A 20408-nucleotide genomic window follows, 5' to 3' on the forward strand; every position below is an offset into this window, starting at 1 on the left:
GTGCGCCAAGGTGGCGATCGGGTGCGTAAGGTGTTGTATAATAGAAGTATAAGAAACTGATTATTTTCGGTCTGCGGTGGGAGCCGCCTCGCGTCCCGTTTGCGGTACGTGAGGCGTCCCGATTTTGGGACGGCGGTTTCTGTCTACTCGAAGAGGTTTCGGATGTCGTTGAGCAAGGTGTTTTCTTTTCGCCGTTCCTCCCAGTAGTCGATGTAGTCCTTCTGGGTGACGATGGCGAGCGGGCCTTGGTAGATGCCACCGCCGTGCTCGAGATCGTAGACGCGGACCGCGATGGTGTTTTGCTGCGTTAGCAGGGAAGCGGGAAAGTAGTAGTTTCGCAGGTGGTTGTAGGCTCGTGTGCTGGGCTGCTCGAAATCGCCGGTTGCTCCGATGAGCTCGCCGTTGAGGTAGACTTGATCCATGTCGTCGATCTTTCCCAGCAGCATCACCATCTGGCCCTGCAGCTCTCCGGGATCGACGGAAAACGTTTTGCGATACCAGCCGATGCCGTCGTAGTCCTTGTATCCAAAATCATCCCACAGGCTAGGGACGGTGACGATCTGAAAGTCGGTGGTGTCGGTTTCAGGCTGGGCCCATTCGAGATTGTCTCCGGCTCGGAAGAGCCACTTGCCTTCGAGATTGGCTGTGATCGCAGGCATGCGCGATTCGTAGATGCCGACGCGGCCGGAGCGGATGCCGCCTTCCTGCTCTCCATCGTAGACGCGTACCGCGAGAACGTTTTCGCCATCAGGGTTCAGCAGGTCCTTGGAGATCGGGTAGGCGCGACCCTGTCCCCAGGCGGTTTTGTAGTGAGGCGGAAACATTCCTAGACCTCCGACGAGCGTGCCGTTGAGGTAAGCTTCGTCCGCATCATCGATTTCGCCGAGCGCCACGAAGAGCTGGCCGGTCGTGTTTTTTGGGGTCTTGAAGGAGACGCGGTACCAGGCGAAACCATCGTAGTGTCGGTAGCCTTCGCGCTCCCAGGCGTTTGGCACGCTAATCTTTCCCCAGTCGCGATCATCGAAGGCCGGGTCTGCCCATGCGGGGTCGTCGCCGACGGAAAACTTCCATTCGCGGGGAAAGCGCAGCACGCGATCGCTGTGGCGCGTGTCGCACATGACGTTTTCGTTGGCCAGCGAGCTGGAGGTGAAGGCGATGGAGATGAAAGCGAGAGAGAGGAAGCGTTTCATGATTGTTTGCTTATACCGCGGCGATGCGGCAACGGTTACAGAATTTACTGATTGCGGCTTGGAGGACTGGGGGAAACGCGCAAGGGCGATGCCGTCGCGCCCTGCGTGAGCGAGCAGGGCTGGGGTGGGTCTAGGCTCGCTTGAGGGTGATGCTCGCGATGCAGCCTTGGCGATCGGTTCGGTTTTTTAGGGAAAGGGAGCCCCCGACCGCCTCCACGATTTGCTTGCTGATTGCCAGACCGATGCCGCTGCCGTTTTCCTTCGTGGTATAGAAAGGCACGAACAGGTTGTCGGGATTGGAGATGCCCGGGCCTTCGTCCTCGATGGAGATGGCGACGCTTTCCTCGCTGGACCGAGTGGAGACGCGAACGGATTTCGCTCGATGGCTGGTGGCTTCGCAGGCGTTTTTCACCAGATTGATCATAGCCTGCTCGATTTGGGAAGGATCCGCCAAGGCGTAGGGAGAGGTCGATGGCAGATCGAGCTGAACCTCTTCGGAGTAGAGCTGGCAGACTTTTCTCAGCACGTGAGAGATGCTGACTGCTCGAACGTTCGGCTCGGGCAGACGGGCCAGCTGGGTGTAGTCCTTCATGAAGCGCACGATGTCCTCCGAACGCGTGGCGATGGTTTCCATGCCGTCGAGCAGGTCGGTCTTCGTCTCCGAATCCATCTCGGTGGCTCGGGTGATTTTGTGCAAGGTGTTGGCCAGCGAGCTGATGGGTGCCAGCGAGTTGTTGAGCTCATGTCCCAGCACGCGGAGCAAGCGTTTCCATGACTCGCGTTCCTGCTCGCTCGAAGCCTGGGTGATGTCGGTCAGCAGGATGAGGCTATAGCGCTGGCCTTCCATGCGGAATATGCCGCGACGTCCTTCGAAGCGCCGAGAAGCGTCGCGGTAGGAGAAGCGGCTGAAATCGCTGGGTGAGTCGTCCAGGCAGAAGGCGATGCGCAGCTCGTCGACGCTGCAATCGATGGGCGAGGCCTCCCAGTTGGTGATCGATGCGATGAGGCGGCGCGCCGCGTCGTTGGCTTGCTTGACGACGCGGTTCTGGTCGACGACGAGTATGGCCACGTCGATGTGCTCCATTATCTTGACGATGGCGGACTGGGTTTCGATGCCTGCGGTTCGGGAATGCTCCAGCAGCTCGGAGATGTAGTTGATTTCCTTGTACAGCTCGACGATGGTGCCGTCCTTTTCTCCGATGCGCTTGGTACGCATAGTGTAGTCGCCCTCGCGGATGGAGCCGAGAATGTTGGTGGCGATTTTGATGGGGTTCGAGATGCGGCTTTGCAAGCGCCAGGCCAGAAGTGGCCAAGGGAGTATCAAGAAAATCATGACCGTCACCCAGACCTCCCATTCGGAATCGTAGGCCAGCATGAGCAAGGCGCAGAGAACGAAGCCGGGTAGGGCGCAGAGAGCCGCGTTGAGCACGATCTTGGCTTCGTAGGAGAAGCGGTGCTGGCGAAACGGTGGGCGCGGGGCGGTCACAGGTTGGAGAGATGGGGGGGCGCTCCTGGCTACAGCCCGTAGCGTTGCATGCGGCGGTAGAAGGCGCTGCGGCTGAGGCCGAGCTCCTTGGCTGCTTCGTTCGCTTTCCCGTCGCAGCGGGCCAGCGTGCGGCGCATGAGGTAGGCTTCGACCTCTTCCAGGCTCATGTCGTCGAGATTGGCTCGGGAGGGGCTTTCGCGCGACGGGTTTAGTCCGAGCTCTGCTTCGCCGATCTCATCCTGGCGGCAGGTGAGGGCGGCCCGTTCGATAGCGTGGTCCAGCTCGCGAATGTTTCCCGGCCACTCGTAAGCTTTCATCGCTTCGAGGGCGTTCTGGGAAAAGCCTAGGTCCGCCTTGCGGTACTTGCTGGTGTATTTGGAAAGGAATGACGTGGCTAGCGGCTCGATGTCTTCCACGCGCTCGCGCAAGGGGGGAAGGTGGATGGTGATGGTGTTGAGTCGGTACAGCAAATCCATGCGGAAGCGCGACTGGTCGACCTCAGCTTGCAAGTCGGCGTTGGTTGCGGTGATCAGCCGGGCGTCGAGCCGCAGCGTCTTGGAGGACCCGACGCGTTCGAACTCGCGCGTTTCCAAGGCGCGGAGGAGCTTTTGCTGTTGGGCCATCGGCATGTTGGCCACTTCGTCCATGAAAAGCGTCCCGCCGGAGGCCATTTCGAAGCGGCCGATGCGGTTTTCCTTGGCGTCGGTGAACGCCCCTTTGACGTGACCGAAGAGTTCGCTTTCGAAAACGCCTTCCGGAATTCCTCCCATGTTGACCGATATGAAGGAGGCGTCGGATCGGCTGGAATTCTGGTGTATCAGGTTTGCAATGACGCCTTTGCCGGTTCCGTTTTCCCCGGTGATCAGTATGCTTGCGTCCGAATCGGCCACGCTTTCCACCAGCTCGAGCACGGGTTTCATCACGCGCGATTGAGCCACGAAGCCCGACACGCCCTTCTTGCGCAAGCTGCGGGTTTCCGCCTTGAGTCGAGTGGTGTGGATACGCGTTTCGTGCAGCAGACATTGAGTGCGCACGATGGCGATAAGCCGTTCGTCCTCCCATGGCTTCTGCAGAAAGTCGCTGGCGCCGCGCCGCATGCATTCGACCGCTACGTCGATGCTCGCCCAAGCGGTCATCACTACTACGGGCAAATCCGGCTCGCGCTCCTTGATCCGCTCCAAAAGCTCCATGCCCTCTTTGCCGGAGGTGGTATCGAGATGGTAGTTCAGATCGATCAGGACGGTCGCGTAGTCGTTTTGTTCGACGCGCTTCAGAGCGTCTGCCGGGGTGCTGACGCAATCGGGTAGAAAGCCTTCGGCCTTCAGGGCCAGCCGGATCGCCTGCAGGACGTCCCGGTTGTCATCCGCGATAAGCACGCGATTGTTCGTAGGCATATTTGGAGTAGTAGGGTGGCGGGTGGACGGTTTGGAGGTGCGAGGCAAAGGGTGGTGGACGGTACGAATGGATGGCAAGTTTGGCATGGTGGCAAGATTTTGATGAGGGCCTAGCGGTACCAGACTTCGCGCCATGGGTTCTGGCGTTTTGCGTAACCTGCACGACATCAAACGATAAAGGATCTCAATTTCGCCACGGATCCGCTCCGACGCTTGCCGCGTCCCGCTTGCGAGCTGCATCGCGTCCCGATTTCGGGACGGCGACATTCCCTGCTGGCGGCTTGGACGACCAAGGATCCACCGCTGGCTAGACGCTGACAAACGAGACCCGTCGCCAAGAAAAGAGTTGCATCAAAGTGCACTTAATAGGATTAAGGAAGCCAACCCCTACGATTGTGGGCGTCCGTTGATCGAGACGTCCTAGAAAAAGAGAATGAAACGTATACCCAGCAATATGACGAAGTGTGTGGTCTGCGGCGCGGCTTTGGCGGCGACATTGACCGCCGAAGGCGCGAGCTCCGCACAGGCGGCGGAGGTCGAAGTTTACCAAAGCTCTCGGGCGGGCGATCAGCTTGCGAGAGTGGAGGTCCCGCAGGCGGGCATCGATGCGAGTCGCGAAATTCGGCTGTATCCGGATCGCGGCTACCAAACTATCGTAGGCATCGGAGGCGCCTTCACCGAGAGCGCGGCCGACGCCTTGTCGGCGCTTTCGGAGGAGAAACGCCGCGAGGTCATCGAGGCCTATTTCAGTCCGCGACAGGGCGGCTACAGTCTGACGCGTACTCACGTGGGGAGTTGCGACTTCTCGCTTGGGAGCTACACCTACGCCGAGGTGGAGGGCGATGAGGCGCTGGAGCATTTCACGATCGACCCGGACCGCAAGCTGCTGCTGCCGTTGATAAAGGACAGCATGGCGGTGCCGGGAGCGGACTTCAAGATCCTCGCCTCGCCCTGGACCGCTCCGCCTTGGATGAAGGACAATGGCGCCTATTTTGGCGGCAGCCTTTTACCGGAATATCGCGAGGTCTACGTGAACTATCTTTCCAAGTACCTCGATGCCTACGCGGCGGAAGGCGTGCCTATCTGGGGGCTCACTCCGGTCAACGAGCCGGAAGGCAACAACGCGAACTGGGAGAGCATGCATTTCAGCCCCGAGCAGATGCGCGATTTCATCGCGAACCACCTAGGGCCCGTTTTTCGTAGTGAGAATCGCGATACGAAGATTTTCGTTTTCGACCAGAATCGCGACCACATGGAGGAATGGGCCAAGGTGGTCTACGCGGACGATGCGGTCCGCTCCTTCGTGGATGGAATGGCGGTGCATTGGTACAGCAGCACGGTGGACGTGTGCGCGGAGGCCTTGGACGCGGTGCACCATGCCTATCCGGATATGCAGATCATGCACACCGAAGGCTGCATCGACGCTCTCGGCGATGACGAGCCGATGTGGAGCTGGCTGGAGGCGGATTGGTACTGGCGCGAGGAAGCGACCGATTGGGGCGTTTTTTGGGCCCCAGAAGAGCAGAAGGTTGACCATCCTCCCTATTCGCCCGTGTATCGATATGCTGGTGACATCATCGGCGGACTGAATCATTGGATGACTGGATGGATCGACTGGAACATGGTTTTGGATACGCGAGGCGGGCCGAATCACGTGAAGAACTTTTGCGGGGCCCCGGTGTTGATCGATCGCGAAAAGGGCGAGGCCTTCTACACGCCGCTCTATTATGTCATGTGCCACTTCAGCCGTTTCATCCGTCCTGATGCGGTGCGCATCGGCATTGAGGGAGCGGAGGGCGACATCGAAGGAACGGCGGTTCGCAACGTCGATGGCTCCATCGTGGCGGTGCTTCTGAATCGCGGGCTTGAGGAACAAGCCTATCGATTGGTGTGCGGCGATCGGGAGGTGACTTTGCTCATGCCGCCTCAGTCGCTGCAGACGGTGGCGCTGCGCTAGAGCGTTTCTCGTCCATGTAGGCGCGTTTGTAGTTGGGTTTCCTGAGCGGCGTGTCCGGACGGGCACGCCCTGCCTCTGCGTCTAGCCAAGCGAAAAGCGCGTTGGCTTCGAACCTTGGGCCGACGTCTTTGAAGGTGAGCTTGCAATCGCCTTCGGAGAAATCGGCCCACTTTATTTCAACGCGTCGACGCCAGCTTTGAGACGTCGCAGGCCTTCTTCCAATGTGGAGCGTGGACAGCCGAAGTTGAGGCGCACGTGTTTCTTGCTGTCGAAGAAGGCTCCGTCGCTCAGGCCGATGCCGTGGCTTTCGAAGTGTCCTACCGGGTCGCTCAGCTCGAGTCTGGAGACGTCCATCCAGCTCAGGTAGGTGGCTTCGTGCTGGTAGAGCCCGATGTCTGGTATCTCCCGTTTGACGAAGTCGTGTATGAAGTCGCGATTTCCCGCCAGGTAGCGCTGCAGCTGGTCTCTCCAGTCGCCCGCGTAGCGATAGGCCGCCTCGCAAGCGGTGTAGCCGAGATTGTTGACTTCCGCCACGATGCCGCGGGCGGCCATGGTGAAGCGCTGGCGTAGCTCCTTGTCGGGGATGATGGCGATGGAGCAGCCGAGCCCCGCCAGATTGTAGGTCTTGCTGGGAGCGATGAACGTGAAAATCCGCTCGGCGGCCTTCTCCGAAACGGTGGCCAAGGGGATGTGTTTCCGTCCGTCAAGCAGGAGCTCGCAGTGGATTTCGTCGGAGCAGCACAGCAGGTCGTGCCGCTCGCAGAATTCGACCACCTTCTCCAGCTCCTGGCGCTCGAACACCCGGGCGCAGGGATTGTGCGGATTGCAGAAGAAAAAGACCTTGGTATCCGGCGTGATGGCCGCTTCGAGGGCGTCCCAGTCGATGACGTAGCGGTCGCCATCCAGACCCATGGGAGCCTTGACCACAGCGCGTTTCTGGAACTTGGGAGCGAAGATGAAGGGCGGGTAGATCGGCGTGGTGGTGAGCACGCTTTCATTGGGCTGGCAAAAGGCTCGGCTGGCCACGTTGAGTCCAACCACCAGGCCCGGCAGCCAGACCAGCCATTCGGCTTCGACCTTCCAACCATACTCGCGCTCCAGCATCTCGATCACGGCCTCGGTGCAGCTGGGTTCCGGGCGGGCGTAGCCAAAGATGCCGTGGTCGATGCGCTCGTGCAGGGCGTCGAGCACGACCTCGGGAGCATGGAAGTCCATGTCGGCCACCCACATCGGGAGGATGTCCTTGCCCTCGTATTTCTGCCACTTCTGGCTGTCGGTCTCGGTACGGTCGTAGACGGTGTCGAAGATGGAAGCTTGTTCGCTCATGCTGACGGGCAGGGAGGCTTATGCGCTCTTTTTTGTAAATCTGAAAATGGCTTCGCCGCGTCCCGACCGCGACTGTGACGAAAAGCGGGAAAGCGAACGGGTCGAATGGGGGTTGAAGTGTGACACATTGACCCTCCTGGCGCGTTGTTTATTTCTCAAGTCGTTGGTTATGAGGAGGAAAGAAGGTTATGGAGAACTGGTATTCTTCGTGCACAAGAGTCGGCATCCAAAACCGGAAAAACGTAAACCCAATCATTTCGACCTAAAGGAGGAAAATACGAATGAACTATCTCAGCCCTTATGCTCACCGACTGAACAACGCCAGCCTGGCAAATGGTTTCGCTTCGTTCGACAAGCAGTTCGAAACGCTCTTCGCGGATCTGCCCAAGCTGTTCGACTTCAGCAAGGAGGAGTTGCTCGGAGCTACCAACCCCACCATCGCCACTCGCTGGTATGAAAACGACGACGCCTACATCGTGCGTCTCGACTTGCCGGGGGTGAAGCGGGGAGACATCGATCTCACCGTCGAGGACGGCCAGGTCGGAGTAGCGGCGAAACGCAAGTTTGCCGGAGCGGGCGAAGAAAACGAAAACGCCTTCGAGTACCGCAAGCAGCTCGATCTGCCTGAGCAGGTGAATGCCGAGAAGATCAGGGCGAGTTATGAGAACGGCGTGCTCAGCCTGACCTTGCCGAAAGCGGAAAAGGCCAAGCCTCGTCGCATCGACGTTTCGTTCAGCTGATCGAAGCGGGAGTTAATCTTAAACCAGGGAGGAAAGCAGCAATGACATTTCTAAATATCGTGAAGAAGAACAAGGCATCGAACGCTTCGCAGCGCGGAGCAGCTACGGCGGTTCGCTACGTCCGACCGCGTTATCGAATCCATGAAACGGATACGGGCTACCAAGCCCAGGTGGATCTGCCGGGAGTTTCCCGAAAGGGACTCGAGGTGAACGTGCAGGATGGGGCGCTGGAGATCGTGGCCAGTCGAGACTGGACGGCGCCCGAAACGTGGCGACAGCTCGGAGGTTCGAGCGAGCAGGGCCTTAGCTATCGGCTTCGGCTCGCGATCGGCGAAGAGATCGACAGCGAAGGCATCAAGGCCGAAGTCGCCAACGGGGTTCTGCATTTGGCGTTGCCTAAGTCGGAAGCTCAGCAGCCGCGAAGGATCGCCATCAACTAGGCGGACGGACCGTCGTCTTAGCCTCGGCAGGGGCTGTCTCCTGCGGCGATACCCATTTAGATGATAGGAGGAGGGCCGGCCCTGCGGAAGCGGGGCCGGTTTTTTCGACGCGTGCTTCTCAGATGTCATGGCGAGCGTCGCCCCGAGAGGAGGGGAGGGAATGGCGGCGTGTTTATGCGCTTGAGTTCGCAAAAAGAGGCAGTTGTCGTACGGGCAATGAACGCCACGCTCCTCCGGGTATTCCTTGCCCTCACCATGTTCGTTTGCCCCGCATTTTTTCTGCAGGCTCAAGTCCCGTCTGCGGAGGAAGCGACGCCAAGCGCCGAGGAGTCCGCGACCGCTGCAGAGGCAAGCGGCGAGCAGGGAGATTCGCCCCGAGCGAGCGAGAATGCGGCGTACGGTTTCTCCGAGCTGAGAAAGGAATCCCTCGACAAGCTCAGCGAGCTGACGGACCTCGATTTCGGCGGAAACTCCGGGCTGCGCCTGGCGATGTTCTTCGTACTGCTGCTCGCGACTTTCGTCATCCGAAAGATCGTGGTGGCGATCTACGTGAGCTGGTTTCACCGCGTTGCGGAACGCACGAGCTGGTCTTTCGACGACAAGCTTATCCCGGCGCTGACGGGACCGATTGGCTGGATGGTCTACGTGGTGGGCTTTTTCCTATCGATCTCGTCTCTGAGCCTTTCCACGGAGGTGGACCTGGTGATCCTGAGAATTTTCCAGGCGTCGACCATGACGGTGCTCTTCTGGGGCTTGCTGCGCGTGGTGGACGTCATGGCGGAGGTCATGGTGGACGTGGCGCGTGAGAGGGACATGGGAGTGTACCATTTCATCCCGCTGATCAAGAAGACGGCGCGCGTCTTCCTGATCGTGATCGCGGTGGTGCTGGTAGTGCAAAATCTCGGCTATTCGGTGGGCTCGTTGCTCGCGGGCATGGGTATCGGCGGCTTGGCCTTGGCCCTGGCGGCCCAGCAGTCGTTGGCCAACTTCTTCGGCTCGGTCTCCATCGTGGCGGATCGACCCTTCAAAGTGGGCGACTGGATTCAGGTCGGCTCGCGCGTCGATGGCGATGTGGAAGAGATCGGCTTGCGCTCCACCAAGGTCAGGACCTGGGCCAAGTCTCAGCTCACCATCCCCAACAAGGTCTTAGCCGACGAGATCATCGAAAACTGGAGCCGCATGCCGAAGCGTCGGGTGAAGCAGACCATCGGCGTCACCTACAGCACCTCGCCCGAGAACATGGAAGGTCTGGTGGAGGACATTCGCAAGCTGCTGCGCGAGGATGATGGCGTGAATCAGGATTTCATTCTGGTCAATTTCACCGACTTCGGAGACAGCGCCCTACAGATCCTGGTCTACTACTTCACCTCCACAACCGCGTGGCTGGAGCACATGGACATTCGCCAGCGCATCAATCTTAAGATCATGAAAGCGGTCCAAGGGCGCGGCTCCTCCATCGCGTTTCCCACCCGCACGGTTCATTTGGAAGGCGTGGGGCTGCAGAAGGAGGAGTCATGATGGCCATTATGGCGGCTGATGGCTGTCGGAATCCCGAATTGCGGGATGTTGGATAAGGGAAAACGCTAAATACTGAAGAATGCTTAACTTAGGCGCTGAGTAAAAATCTTAAAAAAAGCGCTAATTCCCATATTTTTTACACGTGAAGCGTGATATGGTTTGCGAAGATCCCTTATGCTGCTTTTGGTGGTAAGTATGCAGCGGGGATTGCCTATAGATCCTCGATAGCCCTGCGCTAAAATCCACTTTCTTTATGTTGTTTGGGAGAAGTCCGGCCTCTTCGGAGGCCGGGCTTTTATTTTGTCCTCCTGCTGCTTGGGCTTAGGATATGACGGTCGGGAGGATTGGGTCGCCCATGGCGGACGCCTCCTTGGAACGGCTAGCCAGGACGCAGTTAGCCCTGTCGGCGAATCGGCGCTTTCTACACGGCGGTGGCGACGAGCAAGCGATTGAGCTGCAAGCCGGTTTCGGCCCAGAGGCAGCGGAATCCAGCGTTGGCGAACGCGGTTTCGATTTCCATGGAGGTGAATAGGCCCAATCGGTGGGTTTCGTGCAGGTTCACGGTTCGCTCGGCAAGCTCCACCTCGTAGTCGATTTGCAGGACGGAGACTCGGCCGTCGGTTTCGCCCTGGCGCGAGCGAACGATCTGAGCTCCGCTGTCGGGATCGCGGGCGGCGGTCACGTCGATCTGCCCTTCGCGCCATTCCTCGGGGCTGATCCACGGCTCGCACACGACCCAGCCGCCAGCGTTCAAGTGCTTGCGGAAGCAATGGGCGGTGGCTTGCAGCCCCTCCAGCGTTTCCACGTACCCGATGGAGCTGAAAAGGCAGAGCAGGGCGTCGTAGCAGCGGTTGAGCTGGAAGTCGCGCATGTCCGCGAGCTCGAAGCGGGATCGCGGGAGCTTGGTTCTGGCGAGTCGGATGAACTCGGCTTCGATATCGATGCCATCGACATCGTAGGGCCTCAGCTTGACCAGCTGCAACGCGTGCTCCCCGGTGCCGCAGCCGACGTCGAGCAGGCGGGTGGGGCGAGGGACGCGTTTTCCCAGAAGGTAGTCGAGGCGCCGCGCCTCCGCCGCGTAGTCCTTTCGGTCGCGGTAGATGGCATCGTAGAAAGCGGCGCTTTTGTGAAACATTTGGGCAAGTCTATCCGTATGCGTTTTAAGCTCAATAGGTAAGGAAGCTTTCCTTGCTTAAGCGTCTGGACTTCGAAGGGGTCATGACCATAGTTGTGCCTCCGATTGCGGAGGGCTCTAGTCGTCCAAAGCGGAACCTTCTGAACTCCTCGCCGATCCAACCGATACAACATCAACCCAAGCTTTATGTTCAGGTCCCAATTTTTTCGTAACCGTCTGACCATCCATTTTTTAACCTTGTTCTTAACCGCTGTCTTCGCTGCCAATGCCACTAGAGGCGGGACGGTCGTCCCTTCCGAAGACTGGGAGGACGACTATGATCCCATCGCCAGCCCTGACGCCGTGGTGGGCGGAGAGGTTAAAATAGCTCTTGGACCCTATCCCAGTAGTTTCAACGCGATAACGAACTACACCTATCAGAGCATCACGGTGTTCAATCTCTTGTTCGATACCTTGATGGACAATGACCCCATTTCCTTGGAGTGGCGTCCGAAGATAGCCGACAAGATTGAAGTTTCGGACGACAAGTTAGAATTCACCGTGTATTTGAATCCCAATGCCCGCTGGAGTGACGGCGAGCCTATCACCTCAGCTGACTTCAAGTTTACCTTGGATACGATTATGGACCCAAACAATATCGTGGGACCGTGGAGAAATGCGTATCAGGAATTTGAAGACCCGGTGATCATTGACGATCATACATTCAGTATTCGAGCGACTGAATTGCACTGGAGAAATCTTAACGCGATCGCTGGGTTCGTTCTGTTGCCGAAGCATTACTTCCAAGGCAAAGACTTCAACAAGCAGAACTTTGAATTTCCGGTGGTTTCCGGTCGCTACGAGCTGGTTGAGATCAAGGAGGGGATTTCGATTCGGTTCGACCGCCGCGATGACTGGTGGCTTGAGGATCAAAAGCGCTATCAAGGAGTAAGCAATTTCCAATCGATCGAATATCGATTTTACCCAGATCGTGAACTTGTGTTCGAATCCTTCATGAAGGGCGAGGTTGACCTATTTACGCAGTTGACCGCTACCATCTGGTCAGAGAGAGCCAAGGGCGAACCGTTCGAGAAAAACTGGATTGTCAAGCAAGCGGTCTACAACAAGGAGCCCGTTCCTTACCAGGGGTTTGCTATCAATATGCGCCGCGCCCCATACGACGATAAGCGTGTGCGCCAGGCCCTATGCCATCTGCTTGATCGAGAGCGTATCAATGAAACCATGATGCATGGTCACTACTTCCTCTTGCAGTCTTACGCGACCGAGCTCTACGGGGAGGATAACCCGAATCCGAATCCCGCGTACGACTTCAACCCCGAAAAGGCTCGCAAGTTGCTCGCTGAAGCCGGCTGGAAAGTAGATCCATCAGATGGAAAGCTGAAAAAAGATGGCAAACCGTTTGTCATCAATTTTCTACTACGTGCGCCAGAATGGTCCAAGTATCTAGTCGTATACCAGGAAGCCCTGAAGGATGTCGGCATCGATATGGAGATAAAGATGACTGACTGGGCAGGATGGACAAAGGAGATGGATGAATTCAATTTCGAGATGACGCTCGAGGCGTGGGGCGTGCCTGTCTTTAGAGATCCCGAAGGGGCTTGGCATTCCAAGCAAGCTAACGAAAAGGGCGGCAACAACCATAGCGGTCTACAAAGTCCTGAGGTTGACGCCTTGATCGAAAAGCAAAAGAGCGTTTTTGATGTCAGCGAGCGAAATGACATCCTAAGGCAAATCGATGCCATCGTTTATGACGAGGTGCCTATGGTCCTTGCGTGGATGGTCGATTACAAACGGCTCTTTTACTGGAATAAGTTTGGAATGCCTGACACTGTTCTGGACAAGTATAACGATGAAGAAGCAGCTTATCACTATTGGTGGATCGATCCTGATCAGGAAGCGGATCTTGAAAATGCGATGGCGACTGGCGAAGCTTTGCCTCCGAGACCGAGTAAAGTCTACTTCGAAGAAATGTATCACGGCGAGTAGTCGTTTCGCGTACGCATGAGTGAGAGACTCGCCTACCTTGTTCGTCGCCTTCTATTGGTCATTCCGACCTTTATAGGGATAACGCTCGCATCCTTTCTTCTTTGTCAGTTCGTCCCTGGAGGACCTGTTGAGCAGGCTATGCTTAAGATGCGTGGTGATGGTTCAGCTTCAGGGGCTTTGGGCACGGAGCAGGTCACCGAAGCTCAGCGACAAGCGATCGTTGAGCACTTCGGTTTCGATAAGCCGATCTTAGTGCGCTACTGGGATTGGCTTGTGATAAACAAGATGGGTATGACGGTCGATTCGTATGTTTACAACAACAAGACTGTTGGCCAGTTGATCGTGGATCGGTTCCCTGTTTCGCTTACCTTTGGGATTGTCGGATTCCTGCTTACCTACGTTGTCTGCATACCATTGGGGATCGCGAAGGCATTGCGAAATGGGAGTGGATTCGACTTTGCTTCCAGTGTGTTGGTGTTTATTGGATACGCGATTCCCGCCTTTGCCTTTGGCATGTTGCTTAAGCTTTTCTTTTCTGGAATGTCTCCACATTTTTGGGACATATTCCCAGCAGGGGGATTTCGATCTGCGGATTGGGATAAGTTGACTTTGGTGCAAAAGATATGGGACCAAGCTCGGCACATGTTCCTCCCGGTACTTTGCTACATTATCGGGAACTTCGCTGTTTTGACCTTGCTGATGAAAAACTCGCTACTTGATCAAATTGGTCACGACTACGTCCGTACTGTTGTAGCTCGTGGTGGAAACATGCAGATGGCGGTTTGGAAGCATGCGTTGCGAAATTCGCTCATTCCCATTGCGACCGGTTTTGGCAGTGTTTTTTCCATCATGTTCGCGGGATCGGTGTTGATCGAACGTGTTTTCAATATTCCGGGAATTGGACTGTTGAGCTTGGATGCGATCGTTTCACGCGACTACATGGTGTTCATGGGGATCCTTGCTTTGACTTCGATCGTCGGTCTGGTTGGCCGGATTTTTTCAGACTTTTGCTACATGCTGATCGATCCGAGAATCTCATTCTCTAAAGACTAGCGGCGTATGTGGAAGCCCAAGCTTAACCCAATCACTCGGAAGCGCCTTCATCGCTTTCGCTCCCTAAAGAGAGCGTATCGATCATTCTGGATCTTGGTCGCTCTCTACGTTTGCAGCATGTTGGCGGACGTTCTATGCAACGATAGGCCGCTCTACGTAAAGTTCGAAGGTGAATCTTATTTCCCCATTTTCGCTTATTATCCCGATGACCTTTTCACAGGGAGCGGTTTGCAGACTCGACCGGATTACAAGCGAATCTCCGAATCGGAGGCTTTTGCCGCAGAGACCGGAAACTACATGGTCTTTCCTCCTGTTCCGTATGGACCGTTCGAAACCTTGGAGGCCTCTAGTATTGAAGCGGATGATACGGTTTGGATAGAGATTCGTCGAGATCAACGCGTTGCATCTGTGAACATTGATAGCGATTGGACGGTTGCGAGAGCTCAAGGCTTGGAGGTTCTGTTTGATGGAATTGATCGTAGGTCAGTCCGCTCTTCTCCGGTGGATGATTACTGGAAACTGTCATCGGGAATGAAGGAGGCCATTCTTGCTCGTCTAGCGAATGATAGGGATCTGGATACGTACTCCGAAAATGTGATGCTGAGCAATGGAATGGAAGCGGAAGCAAGCCTCTCGCCTTACAGCGTTCGTAGCCGAGAGCCTGATTCCATTCGTGTCACCATTCGTGAAAGTGTGAAGCGTTCAAAGCCTATCAGGTTGGCCTATCTTCAAGGTGACGTTTTACAACCGCCTCCATTCTGGACTGAATTGAGTTCGCAGGTTCGTGAGTTGATAGTCGACAAGGCGGATGAGCGAATGGAAAGAAGCGTATCTGAGTCTAGCTTCGAAATCGACGGACTTACTTACGTAGCAAAATTCGAAAAAGAGGACGTTCATTTTCCGTTTCGACCGACGAGCAATCACTGGTTTGGTTTGGATAGTTCGGGGCGCGACGTGCTCGTTCGTATTCTTTACGGATTACGCATCTCCTTGAATTTCGGTATCGCTCTCGTGATAACGACGATGGTGGTTGGTGTATTGGTCGGCGGACTACAGGGCTACTATGGGGGCAAGTTTGATCTGGTTGGCCAGCGCTTTATCGAGATATGGGAGGCGTTGCCTTTTCTCTACATTATGATTTTCATGGGGTCGATCTTCGGTCAAAGCTTCCTATTGTTGCTGGTCATCTACGGGGTATTCAACTGGATCGGGATTTCCTATTACATGCGTGGCGAGTTCCTGAAGTTGCGCAAACAACCCTTTGTAGAGGCGGCGCGTTGCCTGGGCTTGCCAGACGGGAAGATAATGTTGCGCCACATTCTGCCGAACGGACTTGTGCCGGTCATCACCTTTTTCCCTTTTTCATTGGTGGGGGCGATTTTCGCTTTGTCGGCCTTGGATTTTCTTGGGTTTGGCATGCCTCCGCCAACACCCAGCTGGGGCGAAATGCTTTCCCAAGCCCAGGAATTCAAGTATGCTTGGTGGCTGGTGCTGTATCCATCGCTCGCTCTATTCGTGGTGATTTTGTTGGGGGTTTTCGTTGGCGAAGGTATCAGAGCCGCGTTCGATCCGAGAGTGAATAGCAGATTTGAATCATGAGTGAATCGAAGGAAAAGCTGCTAGTCGTCGAAGACTTGAACATCGAATTTCGAACAGAGGATCAAATCGTTCGAGCGGTTGATGGTCTTTCGTTTCACGTGAACGAAGGAGAGATTCTCGGTATTGTTGGAGAATCAGGTAGTGGAAAATCGGTTACAGGAATGAGCTTGCTACGCTTGATCCCTGTTCCCATTGGGAGGATTGTATCTGGCAGAGCATTGTTTCGTGGACGTGATCTTCTAAGCCTGCCGATCAAGGAACTCAAATCGATCAGAGGCAAAGAGATCGGCATCATCTTCCAGGAGCCGATGACCGCGCTCTCTCCGCTCATGACCGTGGGCAAGCAGTTTGTCGAAACCTTGCAGCTTCATTTCGACTTGAGTCCGGAGGAGGCTTGGAAACGCTCGGTAGGCTGGCTTGAGAAGGTGGGCATTCCCGAGCCGGAGGAGCGCATGAACAGCTATCCGTTCCAGTTCTCCGGCGGCATGCGCCAGCGTGTGATGATCGCCATGACGTTGATGTTGGAGCCCTCGCTGATCATCGCCGACGAACCGACTACCGCTTTGGACGTGACTACGCAGCGGCAGATTTTCGAACTGATCCTGCGCGTGCGAAGCGAGAAGAGCGCCATCATCTTCATAACCCATGACATGGGCGTGATCTGGCAGCTTTGCGATCGAGTGATGGTGATGGAGAAGTCCCGCAAGGTGGAGGAGGGCGAGCTGCGCCAGATATTCGGCGCTCCTGTCGAACCATACACGAAAACCTTGCTACGAGCGGTGCCGCGTCTGAACGACGAACCGAGAAAGCGGCCCGTGGCGGTGCAAGACGAGCCGCTGCTTCAGGTGAGGGATCTGCGGACCTGGTTTCCGATCAAGAAAGGCATTTTCTCGCGAACCGTGGGTCATGTGAAGGCGGTCGACGAAGTGAGCTTCACGGTGAGACAGGGAGAGACCTTGGCGTTGGTAGGCGAAAGCGGCAGCGGCAAGAGCACCATCGGGCGTACCATCCTTGGCCTCGAAAAGGCTCAAGGCGGCTCAATCCTCTATCGCGGTCAGGAGCTGTTGGGGTTGAACCGAAAGGCGTTTCTTCCTCATCGGCGAAACCTTCAGGTCGTCTTCCAGGATCCGTTTAGCTCGCTCAATCCGCGTTTGACGGTGCTGGACATTTTGACCGAAGGACTCGAGCACCACGGATTGCTTCAAGGCGAGGCGAAGACTGACATCGCGGCTCGCCTGATGGAGGAGGTAGGTCTCAAGGCGGACCAGATCTTCCGTTACCCGCACGAGTTCAGCGGCGGACAGCGCCAGCGCATTTGCATTGCTCGGGCGATCTCGCTCAAGCCGGAGTTCGTCATTCTCGACGAAGCGGTCAGCGCTTTGGACGTCACCATCCAGGCCCAGGTGATCGATTTGCTGATGGAGTTGCAGGACCGTCTGAATCTGTCCTACCTTTTCATTTCTCATGACTTGAGTGTAGTGAAACGCATTTCCGATCGGACCATCGTGCTGCGAAAAGGAAAAATCGTCGAACAAGGCGAGACGCAGCAGGTCATCGGAGATCCGCAGCATGACTACACCCAACGCCTGCTTCAGGCAGTGCCCATACCCGGCGACGAGAGTTGCCGTCTGGTGATCTAAACATGCCTAAACCGCGACTTTTCGAATCCAAAAACCGTATCCGCCCATGAAATCACTTCTCGTCCTCGCCCTTTCTCTTTCGCTGAGCGTCTCGGCTTTCGCTGGCTACAAGCTGGTGCAGCCGCCGCTGCCGGACGATCCCATGCAGGTCCACATCTACCAGCTCGACAACGGGTTGACAGTGTACCTCACGGAGAATCACGAGACGCCGACCTTCCGTTCCGAGATCACGGTTCGCGCGGGATCCAAGGATGATCCCGCTGACGCCACTGGTTTGGCCCACTATCTGGAGCACCTGCTTTTCAAGGGGAACCACAAGCTCGGCACTTCCGACTGGGAGGCTGAGAAGGCCCACATCGACCGCATCGCTGAGCTCTACGAGCAGCATTTCAACGAAGAGGATCCGGAGAAGCGGGCGGAAATCTATCAGAAGATCAACGAGGAGTCCCAGCTCGCGTCTCAGTACGCCATACCCAGCGAGTTCGATACCTTGATCTCTTCCATGGGTGGCAGCGGCATAAACGCCTACACCGCTCCGGACCGTACCGTCTATCTGGAGGAGCTTCCCTCCAATCGGCTCGAGCAGTGGGCCATGCTGGAGTCGAACCGATTCCAGAACCCGGTCTTTCGACTGTTTCAGCCCGAGCTGGAAATCGTCTACGAGGAAAAGAACCGGGCCATGGACAACAAGGACGTGCTGTTGCGCGAAGCCTTGTTCGAGCAGCTCTACGGCGAGCACCCCTACGGATCGCAGACCGCCTTGGGCTCGATCGAGCATCTGAAGAAGCCGTCGCTTAAGAAGATCCACGAATTCTTCGACGCCTATTACGTGGCCAACAACATGGCGATCGGCCTATCAGGAGACTTCGAAATCGAAGAGGCCATCGAGATCGTGGACAAGTATTTCTCGTCGTGGAAATCTGGAGACGTTCCGGAGTTCGATCGTCCCATGCCGGCTCCTATCACGGAGAAGAAAAGCGTCTCCATCACCTACCCAGGAGAGGAGAACGTGATCATCGGATTCGATACCGCGCCCGTGAAAAGCGAAGACGAGGCGGCCCTGAAACTGGTCGACATGATTCTCGACAACGCCAGCGCCGGCTTGATCAACCTGAATCTGAACCAGCAGCAGCGCGTTGCGAGGGCAGGCTCGTTCCCGTACTTTAGAAACGATGCAGGGAGCCAGTTCCTCTATGGAGCGCCTAAGGAGGGTCAGACGCTCGAAGAGGTGGAAGCCTTGCTTCTCGAGCAGCTCGAGATCCTGAAGAAGGGCGAATTCGAAGATTGGATACTGCCCGCGATCGTGACCGATTTCAAGAAGAACGAGAAGCTGGCTATGGAGACCAACGCAGGGCGTTTGCGCATGATCAGCACGTCGTTTGGCGAGAAGCGTCCTTGGGAGGATGTGGTGAACTCCATCGATGAGATGGACGCGCTGACCAAGCAGGACATCGTGAAGGTGGCCAATACGTATTTCTCGAATCCCTACGTTGTAGCGTATCGAAAAAATGGCGACTACACGCCGCCAACTGTTCCCAAGCCTCAGTTTGATCCGATCAACATCGACCGTAGCAAGCGCTCTGAATTCGCCCAGTCGGTGTTGTCCATGGAGGTGGAGCCGATCGAGCCGGAGTTCCTGGAGAAAGGGGAGGATTTCAAGGTGATGCCGCTGACCGCAGGCGTCCATCTGTACTACGTGGAGAATCCGGTGAACGATCTGTTCGCCCTGACCAAGGTGTTCGAGCTTGGTAGCCGGGAGATTCGCGAGCTGCCGCTGGCGTCGGCTCTGTTCGACAAGTCGGGCACCTCGACGCGCGAACCGGCGGAACTGAAGAAGGCGTGGTATGCCTTGGGCGCGGAGTTTTCGTTCTCTGTGGGGGAGCACAACACCTCGATGAGCGTCAATGGTCTGGAGGAGAACTTTGACGATACCTTGGCTCTGTATCAGGAAGTCCTGACCGATACCCAAGGAAACGCGGAAACGCTGCAGGAGTTGATCGCTATCCAGCTCAAGCAGAAGGAGGACGCGAAGAAGGAGCCTCAGGTCATTTTCACTGCCCTGCGAAACTACACGCGCTACGGCGAAGAGTCGCCGTTTTTGAAGGAGCTATCTACGGAAGAGATTCAAAGCCTGACGGTACAGGATCTGATCGGATCGGTGAATCGGCTTTCTGGATACGAACACGACTATCTTTATGTTGGTAAGATGCCTATCGAGGAGGTCGCCCGCAAGCTTCTCGCTCTGGAAAAGTCGAAGAAGGCCCTAAGACCGGCCCCAGCCCCTGAACTGCCGGAACTCAAGAAGCCATCGGCGAACGAAATCGTGTATGTCGACTACGAGACCGCTCAGTCGCAGATCCGGATCGAGTTTCCTGGCGGGTCCTACGATGAGGAGATGGTGCCCGACGTACAGACCTTCAACGAGTATTTCTACGGCGGCATGGGAGGAATCGTTTTCCAGGAAATGCGGGAAGCGAGAGCCTTGGCTTATTCCGTGTGGGCCCACTACCTGCTGGCCAACTACGAAGGCGAGGAAAACCTGGTGATGAGTTTCATCGGCACGCAAGCGGACAAGACGGTCGATTCGATCGCGGCGTATTTGGATCTTTGGAACGGCATGCCCCGTTCCGAAGATCGGTTTTCCGTTGTGATGAACTCGCTGGACAATCAGTACCGCGTTTCGCAGATCGGCTTTCGAAACATCCTCGATGCGGTGAAGTCTTGGGAGCGCTTGGGCTTGGAAGGGGATCCTCGAGACGAACGCTACCAGGAGGTTCTGCAAGGTTCGCTGGATGAGCTTTTCGAGTTTTATCAAAGCAGAATCAAGGACCAGCCGAAGCTGATTTCGATTCTCGGTCCATCCTCTGCGATCGACATGGAAAAGCTGTCCCAGTTTGGAGCGATCGAAAAGGTGGAGATCTCCGACATCTTCGTAGACTAGGCG

General features: G+C 56.3%; 14 protein-coding genes. 9 read left to right on the forward strand and 5 right to left on the reverse strand.

The window, feature by feature from the left end:
- Positions 1-143 precede the first annotated feature (143 nt).
- From QEH54_RS06935 to QEH54_RS06945, 3 genes are all read right to left on the reverse strand, one after another.
- Positions 144-1190: a beta galactosidase jelly roll domain-containing protein gene (locus tag QEH54_RS06935; RefSeq protein ID WP_309017921.1), complete on the reverse strand. Its 1047-nt coding sequence runs from the start codon at positions 1188-1190 to the stop codon at positions 144-146.
- 130 nt (positions 1191-1320) lie between these two features.
- Positions 1321-2676 (reverse strand): ATP-binding protein, encoded by a 1356-nt coding sequence (locus QEH54_RS06940; protein ID WP_309017922.1) that lies wholly within the window; start codon positions 2674-2676, stop codon positions 1321-1323.
- 29 nt (positions 2677-2705) lie between these two features.
- Positions 2706-4070 carry a sigma-54 dependent transcriptional regulator gene (locus QEH54_RS06945; RefSeq protein ID WP_309017923.1) on the reverse strand — a complete coding sequence of 455 codons (1365 nt, stop codon included), beginning with the start codon at positions 4068-4070 and terminating at the stop codon, positions 2706-2708.
- A 433-nt stretch (positions 4071-4503) separates the two neighbouring features.
- Here QEH54_RS06945 and QEH54_RS06950 point away from each other — a divergent pair, with 433 nt between their 5' ends.
- Positions 4504-6027, forward strand: coding sequence for a glycoside hydrolase family 30 protein (locus QEH54_RS06950; RefSeq protein ID WP_309017924.1), 1524 nt, complete (start codon positions 4504-4506; stop codon positions 6025-6027).
- A gap of 171 nt (positions 6028-6198) precedes the next feature.
- Here the strand turns inward: QEH54_RS06950 and QEH54_RS06955 are convergent, their stop codons facing one another.
- On the reverse strand, positions 6199-7353 hold the full coding sequence (locus tag QEH54_RS06955; protein WP_309017925.1) for a PatB family C-S lyase: 1155 nt from the start codon (positions 7351-7353) through the stop codon (positions 6199-6201).
- Positions 7354-7634: 281 nt separating this feature from the next.
- Between QEH54_RS06955 and QEH54_RS06960 the strand changes: the two genes are divergently transcribed.
- The 3 genes from QEH54_RS06960 to QEH54_RS06970 all read left to right on the forward strand — a co-directional run bounded on the left by QEH54_RS06960 (position 7635) and on the right by QEH54_RS06970 (position 10051).
- Complete coding sequence (locus QEH54_RS06960; RefSeq protein WP_309017926.1) at positions 7635-8093, forward strand: Hsp20/alpha crystallin family protein; 459 nt, start codon at positions 7635-7637, stop codon at positions 8091-8093.
- A 41-nt stretch (positions 8094-8134) separates the two neighbouring features.
- Positions 8135-8533, forward strand: a complete 399-nt coding sequence (locus QEH54_RS06965) for an Hsp20/alpha crystallin family protein (RefSeq protein ID WP_309017927.1) — start codon at positions 8135-8137, stop codon at positions 8531-8533.
- Positions 8534-8749: 216 nt separating this feature from the next.
- Complete coding sequence (locus QEH54_RS06970; RefSeq protein ID WP_309017928.1) at positions 8750-10051, forward strand: mechanosensitive ion channel family protein; 1302 nt, start codon at positions 8750-8752, stop codon at positions 10049-10051.
- Positions 10052-10472: 421 nt separating this feature from the next.
- Here the strand turns inward: QEH54_RS06970 and QEH54_RS06975 are convergent, their stop codons facing one another.
- A complete protein-coding gene (locus QEH54_RS06975) occupies positions 10473-11186 on the reverse strand; it encodes a class I SAM-dependent methyltransferase (protein WP_309017929.1) in 714 nt (237 codons plus the stop codon).
- A gap of 186 nt (positions 11187-11372) precedes the next feature.
- Between QEH54_RS06975 and QEH54_RS06980 the strand changes: the two genes are divergently transcribed.
- From QEH54_RS06980 to QEH54_RS07000, 5 genes are all read left to right on the forward strand, one after another.
- Entirely contained in the window at positions 11373-13172 is a 1800-nt protein-coding gene (locus QEH54_RS06980) for an extracellular solute-binding protein (protein ID WP_309017930.1), read from the forward strand.
- A gap of 15 nt (positions 13173-13187) precedes the next feature.
- Positions 13188-14225 (forward strand): ABC transporter permease subunit, encoded by a 1038-nt coding sequence (locus QEH54_RS06985; protein WP_309017931.1) that lies wholly within the window; start codon positions 13188-13190, stop codon positions 14223-14225.
- Between the two features lie 117 nt (positions 14226-14342).
- Positions 14343-15824 (forward strand): ABC transporter permease subunit, encoded by a 1482-nt coding sequence (locus QEH54_RS06990; protein ID WP_309017932.1) that lies wholly within the window; start codon positions 14343-14345, stop codon positions 15822-15824.
- The gene (locus QEH54_RS06995; protein WP_309017933.1) at positions 15821-17464 is read left to right on the forward strand and encodes an ABC transporter ATP-binding protein; all 1644 of its coding nucleotides are present in this window, start codon (positions 15821-15823) and stop codon (positions 17462-17464) included. The genes QEH54_RS06990 and QEH54_RS06995 overlap by 4 nt, the downstream gene beginning before the upstream one ends.
- Before the next feature lie 46 nt (positions 17465-17510).
- Positions 17511-20405 carry an insulinase family protein gene (locus QEH54_RS07000; RefSeq protein WP_309017934.1) on the forward strand — a complete coding sequence of 965 codons (2895 nt, stop codon included), beginning with the start codon at positions 17511-17513 and terminating at the stop codon, positions 20403-20405.
- Positions 20406-20408 lie beyond the last annotated feature (3 nt).

The sequence above is a fragment of the Pelagicoccus sp. SDUM812003 genome (genome assembly GCF_031127815.1).
GTDB lineage: Bacteria > Verrucomicrobiota > Verrucomicrobiia > Opitutales > Opitutaceae > Pelagicoccus.